Here is a 13,040-nt window from a genome sequence, read left to right as displayed (position 1 = left end):
GCGGCTACGCCTTACCCGGCCTACATTTTGCACCCGTAGGCCCGGTCAGCGCAGCGCCACCGGGCACGAATCACAGCACGGAAGGTAGCAGCCCTACCAGCCGTCCCTCTTCCAGAAGCTGTATCGCTTTATCAATGTCCGGCGCAAAGAAGCGGTCGTCATCGTAATGCGATACGTGCTCACGCAGCGCCTGACGCGCCTGCTCCAGCAGCGGGCTGGATTTCAGCCCTTCACGCAAATCAATACCCTGACTTGCCGCCAGCCATTCCACCGCCAGCACGCCGCGGGTGTTGGCGGCCATCTCCCAGAGACGACGTCCGGCAGCCGGGGCCATCGAGACGTGGTCCTCCTGGTTCGCCGAGGTTGGCAGGCTGTCGACGCTGTGCGGGTGCGACAGCGCTTTGTTTTCACTCGCCAGCGCGGCAGCCGTCACCTGGGCAATCATAAAGCCCGAGTTGACCCCGCCGTTACGCACCAGGAACGGTGGCAGCTGCGACATATGTTTATCCATCATCAGCGCGATACGGCGTTCTGACAACGCGCCAATTTCGGCAATGGCCAGGGCGATATTATCCGCCGCCATCGCCACCGGCTCGGCGTGGAAGTTACCGCCGGAGACCACCTCGTTTTCCTGGGCGAAGACCAGCGGGTTATCGGATACCGCGTTGGCCTCTACCAGCAGTACCTCTGCGGCCTGGCGCAGTTGCGTCAGACACGCGCCCATCACCTGCGGCTGGCAGCGCAGAGAGTACGGATCCTGCACTTTTTCACAGTTGTGGTGTGAATCCGCAATTTCGCTGGTGTCGGTGAGCACGTGGCGATACATGGCGGCGGCGTCAATCTGGCCGCGCTGGCCGCGCACCTCGTGGATGCGGGCGTCGAACGGACGACGCGAACCCAGCACGGCTTCGGTGGTGAGCGCGCCGCACACCACCGCCGAGGCAAACAGATCCTCCGCTTCAAACAGGCCACGCAGCGCGAAGGCGGTCGACGCCTGCGTGCCGTTCAGCAGCGCCAGCCCCTCCTTCGCCGCCAGGGTGATCGGGGCTAAACCGGCTTTTTTCAGCGCCTCTTTGGCAGGAAGCCATTCGCCCTGCCAGCGTGCCTGCCCTTCCCCCAACAGAAGCAGCGACATATGCGCCAGCGGGGCGAGATCGCCGGAGGCGCCGACGGAACCTTTCGCCGGGATCCACGGATAGACGTCGGCATTAACCAGCGCCATCAGCGCCTGGATCACGCTCAGGCGAATGCCGGAGAAACCGCGCGCCAGGCTGTTGATTTTAAGCACCATCATCAGACGGACAATCTCGTCATCGAGCGGCTGGCCGACCCCCGCCGCGTGAGACAGCACCAGTGAACGCTGTAAGTTTTCCAGATCGTGCGTTGCAATGCGCGTTTGTGCCAGCAGACCAAACCCGGTGTTGATCCCGTAAGCCGTGCGCCCTTCGGCAACAATGGCCTCCACGCAGGCAACGCTGTCGTTAATGGCGGCGTGGGCACTTTCATCAAGCGAGAGCGTAACCGGCTGACGCCAGACGTTTCGCAGCTGTTTAAGCGTCAGGGAACCGGGCGTAAGTGTTAAAACGTTCATTCATGATTTCCTTGTGTGGCAGGGATCATCGGCAGGTTTAGCCCCTGCTCTTTGGCACAGTCAATAGCAATCTCGTAACCCGCGTCCGCGTGACGCATCACGCCGGTGGCCGGGTCGTTGTGCAGCACGCGAGCGATACGCGCGGCGGCTTCATCGGTACCGTCACAAACGATAACCATCCCCGAGTGCTGGGAGAAGCCCATTCCCACGCCACCGCCGTGGTGCAGCGAGACCCAGGTCGCGCCGCTGGCGGTATTGAGCAGGGCATTCAGCAGCGGCCAGTCTGAAACGGCATCCGAGCCGTCGCGCATGGCTTCCGTTTCACGGTTAGGGCTGGCAACGGAGCCGGAATCAAGGTGGTCGCGACCAATGACAATCGGTGCGGAGACTTCGCCGCTGCGCACCATTTCATTGAAGGCCAGACCCAGTTTTTGCCGCCACTCCAGACCGACCCAGCAGATACGCGCCGGCAGGCCCTGGAAGTTAATGCGCTCGCGCGCCATGTCCAGCCAGTGGTGGAGATGTTCGTCATCCGCGACGATCTCTTTCACTTTGGCATCGGTTTTGTAGATATCCTCCGGGTCACCGGACAGGGCAACCCAGCGGAACGGCCCAATGCCGCGACAGAACAGCGGGCGAATATAGGCAGGCACGAAGCCCGGGAAGTCGAAGGCGTTCGTCACGCCCATCTCTTTCGCCATCTGGCGGATGTTATTGCCGTAATCGAAGGTCGGAATGCCCATCTTGCTGAAGGCCAGCATCGCGGAGACGTGTTCAGCCATCGAACGTTTCGCGGCAAGTACCGTGCCTTCCGGGTCGGTTTCCGCTTTTTGCTGGTATTCTTCCCACGTCCAGCCGTTTGGCAGGTAACCGTGCAGCGGGTCATGGGCGCTGGTCTGGTCGGTGACGAGATCCGGGCGAACGCCGCGGGCGACAAGTTCAGGCAGAATCTCTGCCGCGTTGCCGCACAGGGCGATCGACACCGCTTTGCCTTCCGAGGTGTATTTTTTGATGCGCGCCAGCGCATCGTCGAGATTATCAGCCTGCTCGTCGACGTAGCGGGTACGCAGACGGAAATCAATGCGGCTCTGCTGGCACTCAATGTTAAGCGAGCAGGCGCCAGCAAGCGTGGCAGCCAGTGGCTGCGCGCCGCCCATACCGCCGAGACCGGCAGTCAATACCCAGCGGCCTTTCAGCGAGCCGTTATAGTGCTGGCGACCGGCTTCCACGAAGGTTTCGTAAGTGCCTTGCACAATCCCCTGGCTGCCAATGTAGATCCAGCTCCCGGCGGTCATCTGACCATACATCGCCAGCCCTTTGGCATCCAGCTCGTTGAAGTGTTCCCACGTCGCCCAGTGCGGCACCAGGTTAGAGTTGGCGATCAGCACGCGTGGCGCGTTTTTATGGGTTTTGAATACGCCGACCGGCTTGCCGGACTGTACCAGCAGGGTTTCGTCGTGTTCGAGATGAGTCAGGGATTTTACAATTGCGTCATAGCATTCCCAGTTACGCGCGGCGCGGCCTATACCGCCGTAGACCACCAGCTCGTGGGGGTTCTCCGCCACCTCAGGGTCGAGGTTATTCATCAACATGCGCAGCGGGGCTTCGGTGAGCCAGCTTTTGGCGGTAAGCGTGGTGCCGCGCGCGGCGCGGACATCCTGCTGGCGGTGTTTACCTGACGACATTGTGTGCTCCTCATAAAGGACAGATGATGCATTTAGATATACTTGTATAGACAAGCACACACAAGGTCAGATTTAACAAAAAAGATACAATTTTGTTATATTGCGTCAGCGATCACGCTTATAAAACTTATGACATAAAATGGCCCTGCAGCCGGTAACGGTTACCCGGGAAAAGCAGCCTGGCATGGGAGACAATCTGCGATGATGACCAGGTTCGACGGCGGATCAGCAGGCACGGATCGTGCTCTTTAATGCGCAACCGTTCACATTCCTGCGGCGTGCCGCGCACAGCCTCCACAATGTGTTCCCCTTCCGTCAGCGGTGCGACCAGCGAGAGGTACGCATGCGGCGTGGTTTGGGTGTAATCCTGGCTCAGATACTCCGGTATCCGCTCTGCGTTAACGCAGCGATCTTCAATCTGTACCGGAATGTCGTTCTCAAAATGCACCATCACGGAGTGGAAGATGCGGCTCCCTTCTTTAACATTCAGCTCGGCGGCCTGCTCGGCGCTCGCCTCGGTCTCTTCGAGCACCAGCACCTCGCAGCGGTGCTGATGATTTCGCGAGTGTATCTCATCGGCAATATTGCGGATTTCAAACAGCGCCGACTGACCTTTGGGCTCCGCCACGAAAGTGCCGACCCCCTGCAGGCGCACCAGAAGACCTTCATCGGTCAGTTCGCGCAGCGCCCGGTTGATGGTCATCCGGCTAAAACCAAATTGCGCCACCAGTTCGGCCTCGGACGGAATACGATCGTGAGGGCGCCAGACACCGGTAGCAATTTTTTCGCTGATAGCCTGCTTCACCTTTTCGTAGAAAGGCGCAGGAGGGCTCGACTGCGCCAGGGGCGAGCGTGAAAACATCATGACTCCTTAACTCGGGTTATGCCCACCAGTGAGCAATTTGCCAGGCCAGACGAGCGGCAAGCTTCGCGCCCTGTCCGTCCCTGTCGTACTGCGGGTTAAACTCTACCAGATCGGCGGCCTGCAGCTTACCGCTGCGACAGATTTGTTCGATAACCGGCAGAAGATCCAGCGCCGGTACCCCTAACGCCGCAGGGGCGGATACGGCAGGCATTTCGCTCGCCGGCAGAACGTCGAGGTCAATAGTCAGGTAGACCCGATCGGCCTGCGCCAGCACCTTTTCCAGCGCAGATAACGCATCGCGTCTGAAATGCCAGTCTTCCACCAGCGTGACGTTCAGGCGTTCCGCTTCATCCCAGAGTGCCTGCGTGTTGGCTGCCCGGCTGACGCCAAAGCAGGCGTAGCGAAACGCCCGACCGTGGTCCCCGCAGTAATGGGCCAGTTGACGAAACGGGGTACCGGATGTTGCACGCTCGGCCTTGCGCAGATCGAGATGGGCATCAAGATTAATCACTGTCACGCGCTCGTTCGGGAAGGCATCGAGAATGCCCCGACCATGCGCCCAGGCGGTCTCGTGCCCGCCGCCAAAGATCAGCGTGCGCATCCCGGACTGCTGGCAGGCCGTCACCGCATCGCTTAAAACCCGCTGTGCCGCTTCAAGTTCATCACCTTCGACATACACGGATCCCATATCCGCAAGCCGTTCGTGTCCCTGATGGCTGGCCATATTCGCCAGCGCGTTGCGCAGGATATCAGGGGCCTGCACGGCGCCAGGCCTGCCCTGATTGCGTTTAACCCCTGCATCGCATTCAAACCCGATCAGCGCGATGCCAGAGGAAAGCGGCGTAAACTGCGCCTGCTGCTGTATCGTCTGAAAGATACGCTTTGCATTGCTGGCCTCGGCGCTGTCGTCACGCCCCTGCCAGACCATTTCGGCTACGGGCCGCCATAACCTCATACTGCCTCCCCACGGAAAATACGCTGATACAACGGATTGCGACCCGGTTCATAGACCATCTCAACCGGATGGTCAGCATCCCAGACGATAAAATCGGCCACATACCCCGCCTGCAATTGCCCGTGGGTTGCGCCGCGACCCAGCGCCTGCGCGGCGTGTCGCGTGACGCCAGCCCAGGCCTCTTCAGGGGTCAGGCCAAACTGGACGCAGGCCATATTCATCGCCAGGTGCAGGCTCGCAAACGGGCTGGTGCCGGGGTTATAGTCGGTGGCCACCGCCATCGGCACTCCCTGTTTTCTGAGCTGTTCAACCGGCGGACGCTGGCGCTCCTGAAGGAAATAGAACGCGCCAGGGAGCAATACCGCCACCGTACCGCTTTGCGCCATCGCCTGAATGCCTGCGTCGTCGAGATATTCGATATGATCCGCTGACAGCCCTTTATACTGGCTGACCAGCGCCGCACCGCCCTGATTAGACAGCTGCTCAACATGCCCTTTCACCGGAATACCCAGCGCGGTGGCGGCCTGGAAAAGGCGCTCGGTTTGCGACGGGGTAAAGCCGACGTTTTCACAAAACACATCTACCGCTTCAAATAACGCTTTTTGCCACATCGTGGGCATGATCTGCTCGCAGACCAGCGTGAGATAGGCATCCGGATCCTGTCGGTATTCCGCAGGGACGGCATGTGCCGCCAGAAGCGTCGGGCTAATCTCGACCAGATTATTCAGACTGAGCTGGCGAGCAACCCGCAACATTTTCTCTTCGGCATCCGCGTTAAGTCCGTATCCCGATTTAATTTCTATGGTCGTCACGCCTTCATTCATCAGACGCTGGAGCCGCTGCTGCGCCAGCTTCAACAGGGTTTCCGGCGAACTGTTGCGTGTCGCCGTCACGGTGGCGTTAATCCCGCCGCCCTGCGCGCTGATGGTTTGATAAGAGACACCGTTCAGGCGCTGCTCCCACTCTGCCGCGCGGTCGCCGCCAAACACCAGATGGGTATGGCAATCAATCAGCCCCGGCGTCACCAGACGCCCCTGTAGATCGATGCAGTGACGGTGTCCGGAAGGAATGTCAGATTCAGGGATCACGGCCAGGATGGTTTGACCGCGCACGACCAGGGCGTGTTGCGCTTTCAGACCATAAGGTGCGGAGGCATCGGGAACCATCGTTGCCAGTCGCGCATTTCGCCATATTACATCGTCAGGATGAAGCTGCATGGGCATTCCACTTGTCATAGGTTGTATAGACATTTATTTTCATCCGCCGTCTGCTGTCAACCGTTCTGGTAGAAAATGTTATTTATTTGTGATGACTTTCCCGCCTCCCGGGGGTAAAAAATGCAACTTTTACCCTTTTTATCTTCCCGTTTCGCTCAACTTAGTATAAAAAAGCAGGCTATTTCGTCTATCCCGTTTAAGACTTGCATACCCAGGAGCTCCACCTTGAATATTTCCAGGATTTCCCGTCTGGCGTTAGCGCTCGCCTTTGGCGTGACCTTATCCGCATGCAGTTCAACACCACCGGATCAGCTGCCTTCTGAGCAGGTAGCACCGGGCACCGCGTCCCGCCCGATTTTGTCCGCTGATGAAGCGAAGAACTTCGACCGTGCCCACTACTTCTCAGCGATGGATCCTAACGCTGCGCCGTGGACACCGTCTTCTATTAACCTGCCGAAACAGCCTGACTTCGTGGTTGGCCCGGCTGGCGCCCAGGGCGTAACGCACACGTCCATTCAGGCAGCGGTTGACGCGGCCATTACCAAACACAGCGCCTCTCGCCAGTACATCGCGATCCTGCCGGGCGAATACGAAGGCACCGTGTATGTTCCGGCCGCGCCAGGCAGCATCACCCTTTACGGTCTGGGCGAAAAAGCAATCGACGTGAAAATTGGCCTGGCGATTGATTCCGAAATCGACAGCACCACCTGGCGTCGCCTGGTGAACCCGGCCGGTAAATATATGCCAGGTAAACCGGCGTGGTACATGTTTGATAACTGCCAGAGCAAGCGTTCCGCAACCGTTGGCCTGATGTGCTCGGCGGTATTCTGGTCCCAAAATAATGGTCTGCAGCTGCAAAACCTGACCATTCAAAATACCCTCGGCGACAGCGTCGATGCCGGTACCCACCAGGCCGTCGCGCTGCGTAGTGATGGCGATAAGGTGCAGATTAACAACGTCAACATTCTGGGCCGTCAGAATACCTTCTTCGTGACCAACAGCGATGTTAAGAACACGCTGCAGAACAACCGCCTGACCCGTACGCTGGTAACCAACAGCTACATTGAAGGTGACGTGGATCTGGTGTCCGGTCGTGGTGCGGTGGTATTTGAAAACACCGATTTCCGCGTGGTGAACTCGCGCACTCAGCAGGAAGGTTACGTGTTTGCGCCAGCAACACAGTCTAACCTGTTCTACGGCTTCCTGGCCGTTAACAGCCGCTTTAACGCTGCCGGCGACGGCGTGGCACAGCTGGGTCGCTCCCTGGATGCGGACTCTGCCACTAACGGTCAGGTCGTGATCCGCGACAGCGTGATCAACGAAGGCTTTAACATGGCGAAGCCGTGGGCTGATGCCGCGATCTCCAAGCGTCCGTTCTCCGGCAATACCGGTGCGGTGGATGATAAAGGGAACGTCCAGCGCAATCTGAATGACGCGAACTTCAACCGCATGTGGGAATACAACAACCGCGGTCTGGGTAGCAAGGTGGTTGCAGAGCCGAAGCAGTAAGATGAGAGTAAAAGGGGGATTTTAATCCCCCTTTTTACTGCGACTGAACGCGTCAGGCACCAAACTTAAGATACGCATCCAATAGTTGCATAATCGCAACCATGAGTTGCAGGAACAGAATTGCCCATTCCACACCGCTCATACGCCACTCCTTTGGTATAGAGTACTTCTCCTCTGCCTTACCTTTCCGCTGCCTGTCACCAGAGGTGTGTTGGCTATGTTTTGATGTGCTCCGCAGTTTAGGCACTGTCGGCACCACCCGACAGCCAGGACTTAAAAAGAATCCTGAATTGCGGAACTGCAACACATCAAACCAACGAACAGAATGATATCAAACCATTACTGTATATAAAAACAGTTATGGAGAGTTTAGGAATCTATAAAGAAAAACCAAATATCTCATTGATTATATTAATTATTTTTGCGCACCGTCGCTTGAGAACGTCTTTTCTTCGTTGGTGATGAATTTACATCGTCTTAAGTCAACATTATGATAATCAGGTTGGTTACGTTTTGATGTGCTCTACCCGGCTACCACCGGGCATAAAAAAACCTCGCATTCGCGAGGTTTTTTGTTTCAGGCCACTTAGTGAGCGTTGACCAGGACCCACATCGGTCCCTGGCCTACGGCGTAGCGTCCTTTTTCTTCCAGCAGACCCTGTACGCCTTTGATTTCATACAGCGCGATATGGTGGGATTTCTGCCCTGCCGCAATCAGGTATTTACCGCTGTGATCGATATTAAAGCCGCGCGGCTGAGTTTCCGTTGGCTGGAAACCTTCAATGGCCAGCACGCTGCCATCTTCGGAGACGCTGAAGACGGTAATCAGGCTGGAGGTACGGTCGCAGGCATACAGATGACGGCCGTCAGGCGTAATGTGGATATCCGCCGCCCAGCGGGTGTCAGAGAAGTCAGACGGCATCATATCCAGCGTCTGCACGCATTCGATCTGACCGTTTGGATCTTTCAGCTCCCACACGTCTACCGAACTGTTCAGTTCGTTTACCACATAGGCATACTGCTGGTTCGGGTGGAAGACCATATGGCGTGGGCCTGCGCCCTCAACGGTAGTCACTTCAGCCGGGTTTTGCGCCACCAGGTGACCATCGTCGCTCAGGGTAAACAGGCAGATGCGATCCTGCTTCAGTGCAGGCACCCACAGCGTGCGGTTGTCCGGAGAGATATTCGCCGAGTGACACCCTTCCAGTCCTTCCACCACGTCGACTGTGTCGACCGGAATGCCGTCGTCAAGGCGGGTCACGCTGACGCAGCCCGCATTGTAAGAGCCGCTAAAGATGAAACGCCCTTTACGATCGGTCGAGATGTGGGTCGGGCTGCCCGGCAGCGGCGCTTCGGCAGTGTAGGTCAGCGCACCGTCGTCCGGCGAGATGCGGTAGGCCAGCACCCGGAACTCAGGGCGTACGCCAACATACAGAAAACGTTTATCCGGGCTGACGACCATTGGCTGTACTTGCCCCGGAACATCAACAACCTGAACCAGAGTGAGCGAACCTTCTGCATTCAAACGCCAGACGTGGATCTGCTGACTTTCAGGACTGGCGGTATAAACGGTTTGTTTCATGAATACTCCTTTCCTCACTGCGCGTGAAAGTGATTATTTTTAACGGTGAATGCTGAATTTTAGCCAGGAATTTTGCAGCGATTTACTCTCGGTGTAACATCGCCTGAGACCTAAAATTCAACATTAACCCGGAAGAACAAATGACCTCGCGTGTGATTGCCCTGGATTTAGACGGAACATTACTGACCCCTCAGAAAACCCTGCTCCCCTCCTCCCTTGAAGCGCTTAAACGAGCCCAGGAAGCCGGGTATCAACTCCTTATCGTAACGGGTCGACATCACGTTGCCATTCATCCTTTTTATCAGGCACTGGCGTTAGATACACCTGCAATTTGTTGTAATGGCACTTATTTGTATGATTATCAGGCAAAAAAGGTTTTAGCCTCCGACCCGCTACCGGTTCCTCAGGCGCTGCAACTGATTGATCTGCTGGATGAGCATGCCATTCATGGCCTGATGTATGTGGACAACGCGATGCTGTACGAGCGCCCTACCGGCCATGTGGTGCGCACCAGTAACTGGGCACTTTCGCTGCCGGAAGCGCAGCGTCCGGTCTTTACCCAGGTGTCCTCCCTGCGCCAGGCCGCTCAGGATGTTGACGCTATCTGGAAATTCGCCCTGACGGATGAAGACACCACCAAACTGAATACCTTCGCGAAACAGGTTGAACAGACCCTGGGTCTGGAATGTGAATGGTCATGGCACGATCAGGTAGATATTGCCCGTAAAGGCAACAGCAAGGGCAAGCGCCTGACGCAGTACGTGGAATCTCAGGGAGGGTCGATGCGTGACGTGATTGCCTTTGGCGATAACTATAACGATATCAGTATGCTGGAGGCTGCCGGTACCGGCGTGGCGATGGGCAACGCCGATGACGCGGTGAAAGCGCGCGCTAACGTGGTGATTGGCGATAACACCACCGATAGCATCGCGCAGTACATTTATACCCACCTGCTGTAATCAGGCAGTGATCGAGACGCTCTTGATTTGCGCGTAAAGCCACAGGCCGGGCTTGATACCTAACTCGTCCCTGGCCCACGGGCTGATGCGCGCCCAGAGCGTCCTGCTTCCCACCTCAAGCTTCACTTCCACCTGACCGTTATCATCAAAGCACTCCGCCACTTTGGCGCGCAGAATATTACGAATGCTGGTTTGCAGCGGCGGTTGCAGCACCAGCGAGACGTCCGATGCCTGAATGCGAATACGCAGCGCGGACTGTAACGGCTTGTCGACCTTGTTCACCCACAGATGCTGGTCGCCCAGCGCCAGCGCGGTCATCGCATAATGCGGGTGGTGTTCCAGCACGCTCACTTTCAGGATACTGCTCTGCTGCTCCTTTGGAAGCCAGGGATGCATCACGCTGCTTCCCCACACCTCTTCCAGGTTGCCAAAGGCCTTTACGCTGCCCTCTTCCAGTACCAGCACTTTGTCGGCCAGATGGAGGATCTCATCCAGCGAGTGGCTGACGTAGAGCATAGGAATGTTAATCTCGCGGGTCAGGCGCTGCAGGTAGGGTAGCAGTTCACGTTTACGCGGAATATCCAGCGAAGCCAGCGGTTCGTCGAGCAACAGCAGCTCGGGTGCGGTCAGCAAGGCACGGCCAATCGCCACACGCTGTTTTTCTCCACCGGAAAGCGAGGAAGGCAGCCTGTCGAGCAGAGGCTCAATACCTAACAGCGTCACCAGCTTATCAAACTGCCCGGCCATACTTTTGGCCATACCGTAGCGCAGGTTGCCGCGCACGCTGTAGTGCGGGAACAAGCGCGCGTCCTGGAAAACATAGCCGATGCGACGTTTATCCGGCGAGAGGTATATTTTGCTCTCCACGTCATTCAGGACGCGGTCATTCAGAACAATACGGCCTGACTGCGGGCGTGTCAGGCCGCTAATCGCATTAATCAGAGAGGTTTTTCCCGCACCGGAGACGCCAAAAATGGCGGTGATGCCGCTTGCAGGCAGCGTCTCGTTAAGCGTCAGCGTGTGGTTCCCCAACGTCTGGGTGAAATTCAGTTCCAGCATCCTTATTTCCCCATCCGTTCACGACTCAGCCGCGCCAGCCATTCAGACACCAGCAGCGAAGCCAGGGCCAGGACGATTGAGATGATGCACAGTCGCGCCGCCGCGCCTTCTCCGCCGGGTGTTTGAATCAGGGTGTACATGGCTGACGGAATCGTTCGCGTCTCGCCGGGAATGTTCGATACAAACGTGATGGTCGCGCCGAACTCGCCCAGCGAACGGGCAAACGCCAGTACCGTGCCAACTATAATCCCCGGCAGCGTAAGCGGAAGCGTGATGGTGAAAAAGACGCGCCAGCGCCCGGCACCCAGCGTGCGGGCCGCCTGTTCGAGCTTCATGTCCACCCCTTCCAGCGCGAGGCGGATCGCCCTCACCATCAACGGAAATGACATCACCGCCGCGGCCAGTACCGCTCCGCGCCAGCTAAAGGCGAACGTCAGCCCAAACCAGTCGTAGAGCTTCTCGCCGATAAAACCGCGTCGCCCCATCGAAATCAGCAACAGATAGCCGACCACCACGGGGGGTAAAACGAGCGGGAGATGAAGTACGCTGTCGAGCAGCGCTTTGCCGGGAAACCGGCAGCGCACCAGTAACCAGGCAAAGAAGATCCCAAAGGGCAAACTCAGCGCAACCGCCAGGGAAGAGACTTTAAGGCTCAGCAAAACAGCCTGCCATTCAGGATCGGTCAATATCATCAGTGAGTCGTAAATCCATAACGTTTAAAGATTGCGGACGCTTCTGGCCCCTTCAGGTAATCGCGAAAGGCCGTCACGGTCGCGTTTTTATGTCCATCAACAATCGCGACAGGATATTCCACTTTCTTGTGGGAGTCTTCCGGGAACGTTGCAACCACTTTCACACCCTTGCTGGCAACGGCATCAGAGCCATATACAATCCCCAGCGGGGCTTCGTTGCGTTCCACCAGCGCCAGCGCACCGCGTACATCTTCCGCCGGCGCCAGTTTCGGCGACAATGTCTCCCACGCGCCCAGTTTTTGCAGCGCTTCTTTGGCGTAGATCCCCGCCGGAACATGCTCCGGATCGCCCACCGCCAGACGGCCACCGTTAAGCAGGCTCATCCAGTTGGTCTCTTTGTTAATGGTAATATCCGCCTGCGCGCTGGCTTTTGGTGCCACGACAACCAGGCTATTCCCCAGCAGCGTTTCGCGGGTTGCCGGATCAATTGATTTCTTCTCCGCCGCGTAATCCATCCATTTCTGATCGGCTGAAATGAACAGATCCGCCGGTGCCCCCGCTTCTATCTGGCGCGCCAGCGTAGATGAAGAGGCGAAAGAGGAGACAACATCGACGTTCTTCTCTTTTTTATATGCCGCCGCAATATCCTGCAGCGCGTTGGTCAGTGACGCCGCCGCAAAAACCGTAATTTTTCCGTCGTCCGCCAGCGCCTGCCCGGCAAGTGAAAGCGTCAGCGTTGCCCCTGCGAAAAGACGTACCCATGAACGTGCCATTTGTAGCTCCTGTATATAGCGTTATATAGGCGATAATATAACGATATCTTCATGGAGATCCCAGCGCTATATCGTACCGCTCAAGGGGTAAGCTGGACTGATTCTTAATACTATCGGAGAAAATGAGAAAAGCTTGAGAGCAAAACGCCCGGG

Annotated in this window: 12 protein-coding genes; 2 read left to right on the top strand and 10 right to left on the bottom strand. The window is 57.2% G+C overall.

The features are described 5' to 3' along the window. Nucleotides 1–70 precede the first annotated feature (70 nt). The 5 genes from hutH to hutI all read right to left on the bottom strand — a co-directional run bounded on the left by hutH (nucleotide 71) and on the right by hutI (nucleotide 6,313). Nucleotides 71–1,591, bottom strand: a complete 1,521-nt coding sequence (gene hutH / locus L977_RS06905; protein ID WP_047625432.1) for a histidine ammonia-lyase — start codon at nucleotides 1,589–1,591, stop codon at nucleotides 71–73. Beyond that, nucleotides 1,588–3,276, bottom strand: coding sequence for a urocanate hydratase (gene hutU / locus L977_RS06900; RefSeq protein ID WP_047625430.1), 1,689 nt, complete (start codon nucleotides 3,274–3,276; stop codon nucleotides 1,588–1,590). The genes hutH and hutU overlap by 4 nt, the downstream gene beginning before the upstream one ends. Nucleotides 3,277–3,403: 127 nt before the next feature. Continuing rightward, the gene (locus tag L977_RS06895; protein ID WP_047625428.1) at nucleotides 3,404–4,138 is read right to left on the bottom strand and encodes a histidine utilization repressor; all 735 of its coding nucleotides are present in this window, start codon (nucleotides 4,136–4,138) and stop codon (nucleotides 3,404–3,406) included. Between the two features lie 19 nt (nucleotides 4,139–4,157). Beyond that, on the bottom strand, nucleotides 4,158–5,096 hold the full coding sequence (gene hutG, locus L977_RS06890) for a formimidoylglutamase (RefSeq protein ID WP_047625426.1): 939 nt from the start codon (nucleotides 5,094–5,096) through the stop codon (nucleotides 4,158–4,160). After that, the gene (hutI, locus tag L977_RS06885; protein ID WP_047625425.1) at nucleotides 5,093–6,313 is read right to left on the bottom strand and encodes an imidazolonepropionase; all 1,221 of its coding nucleotides are present in this window, start codon (nucleotides 6,311–6,313) and stop codon (nucleotides 5,093–5,095) included. The genes hutG and hutI overlap by 4 nt, the downstream gene beginning before the upstream one ends. A gap of 225 nt (nucleotides 6,314–6,538) precedes the next feature. On the opposite strand from hutI, the gene L977_RS06880 reads away from it, so the two are divergent. Beyond that, the gene (locus L977_RS06880; RefSeq protein WP_047625423.1) at nucleotides 6,539–7,822 is read left to right on the top strand and encodes a putative acyl-CoA thioester hydrolase; all 1,284 of its coding nucleotides are present in this window, start codon (nucleotides 6,539–6,541) and stop codon (nucleotides 7,820–7,822) included. Nucleotides 7,823–7,874: 52 nt separating this feature from the next. Here the strand turns inward: L977_RS06880 and tisB are convergent, their stop codons facing one another. Together tisB and pgl are read right to left on the bottom strand one after the other, a co-directional pair. Next, the gene (gene tisB, locus L977_RS23665) at nucleotides 7,875–7,964 is read right to left on the bottom strand and encodes a type I toxin-antitoxin system toxin TisB (RefSeq protein ID WP_023332440.1); all 90 of its coding nucleotides are present in this window, start codon (nucleotides 7,962–7,964) and stop codon (nucleotides 7,875–7,877) included. A gap of 444 nt (nucleotides 7,965–8,408) precedes the next feature. Beyond that, nucleotides 8,409–9,404: a 6-phosphogluconolactonase gene (gene pgl, locus L977_RS06875; protein WP_023338174.1), complete on the bottom strand. Its 996-nt coding sequence runs from the start codon at nucleotides 9,402–9,404 to the stop codon at nucleotides 8,409–8,411. 140 nt (nucleotides 9,405–9,544) lie between these two features. Between pgl and L977_RS06870 the strand changes: the two genes are divergently transcribed. Then, nucleotides 9,545–10,363, top strand: coding sequence for a pyridoxal phosphatase (locus L977_RS06870; protein WP_032637158.1), 819 nt, complete (start codon nucleotides 9,545–9,547; stop codon nucleotides 10,361–10,363). On the opposite strand, the gene modC is transcribed toward L977_RS06870, so the two are convergent. From modC to modA, 3 genes are read right to left on the bottom strand one after another with little or no spacing between them, the layout of a single operon-like run. Continuing rightward, nucleotides 10,364–11,422: a molybdenum ABC transporter ATP-binding protein ModC gene (gene modC / locus L977_RS06865; protein ID WP_047625421.1), complete on the bottom strand. Its 1,059-nt coding sequence runs from the start codon at nucleotides 11,420–11,422 to the stop codon at nucleotides 10,364–10,366. It abuts the gene before it with no gap. Nucleotides 11,423–11,424: 2 nt separating this feature from the next. After that, nucleotides 11,425–12,114 carry a molybdate ABC transporter permease subunit gene (modB, locus tag L977_RS06860; RefSeq protein WP_032637160.1) on the bottom strand — a complete coding sequence of 230 codons (690 nt, stop codon included), beginning with the start codon at nucleotides 12,112–12,114 and terminating at the stop codon, nucleotides 11,425–11,427. Next, nucleotides 12,114–12,887, bottom strand: coding sequence for a molybdate ABC transporter substrate-binding protein (gene modA, locus L977_RS06855; protein ID WP_014883060.1), 774 nt, complete (start codon nucleotides 12,885–12,887; stop codon nucleotides 12,114–12,116). Before modA ends, modB begins: the two co-directional genes overlap by 1 nt. Between the last annotated feature and the right edge of the window lie 153 nt (nucleotides 12,888–13,040).

It is taken from the genome of Enterobacter sp. ZOR0014 (assembly GCF_000798855.1).
GTDB classification, from domain to species: Bacteria; Pseudomonadota; Gammaproteobacteria; order Enterobacterales; family Enterobacteriaceae; genus Enterobacter; species Enterobacter kobei.
The sequence above is the reverse complement of the archived record's forward strand: the minus strand, read 5'-3'. Positions and strand labels throughout refer to the sequence as shown.

Coding starts and splice junctions, on each gene's coding strand:
- modC (WP_047625421.1), bottom strand. CDS start 11,422: ATGCTGGAACTGAATTTCACCCAGACGTTGGGGAACCACACGCTGACG.
- L977_RS06870 (WP_032637158.1), top strand. CDS start 9,545: ATGACCTCGCGTGTGATTGCCCTGGATTTAGACGGAACATTACTGACC.
- tisB (WP_023332440.1), bottom strand. CDS start 7,964: ATGAGCGGTGTGGAATGGGCAATTCTGTTCCTGCAACTCATGGTTGCG.
- modB (WP_032637160.1), bottom strand. CDS start 12,114: ATGATATTGACCGATCCTGAATGGCAGGCTGTTTTGCTGAGCCTTAAA.
- L977_RS06895 (WP_047625428.1), bottom strand. CDS start 4,138: ATGTTTTCACGCTCGCCCCTGGCGCAGTCGAGCCCTCCTGCGCCTTTC.
- hutI (WP_047625425.1), bottom strand. CDS start 6,313: ATGCAGCTTCATCCTGACGATGTAATATGGCGAAATGCGCGACTGGCA.
- hutH (WP_047625432.1), bottom strand. CDS start 1,591: ATGAACGTTTTAACACTTACGCCCGGTTCCCTGACGCTTAAACAGCTG.
- hutU (WP_047625430.1), bottom strand. CDS start 3,276: ATGTCGTCAGGTAAACACCGCCAGCAGGATGTCCGCGCCGCGCGCGGC.
- pgl (WP_023338174.1), bottom strand. CDS start 9,404: ATGAAACAAACCGTTTATACCGCCAGTCCTGAAAGTCAGCAGATCCAC.
- hutG (WP_047625426.1), bottom strand. CDS start 5,096: ATGAGGTTATGGCGGCCCGTAGCCGAAATGGTCTGGCAGGGGCGTGAC.
- modA (WP_014883060.1), bottom strand. CDS start 12,887: ATGGCACGTTCATGGGTACGTCTTTTCGCAGGGGCAACGCTGACGCTT.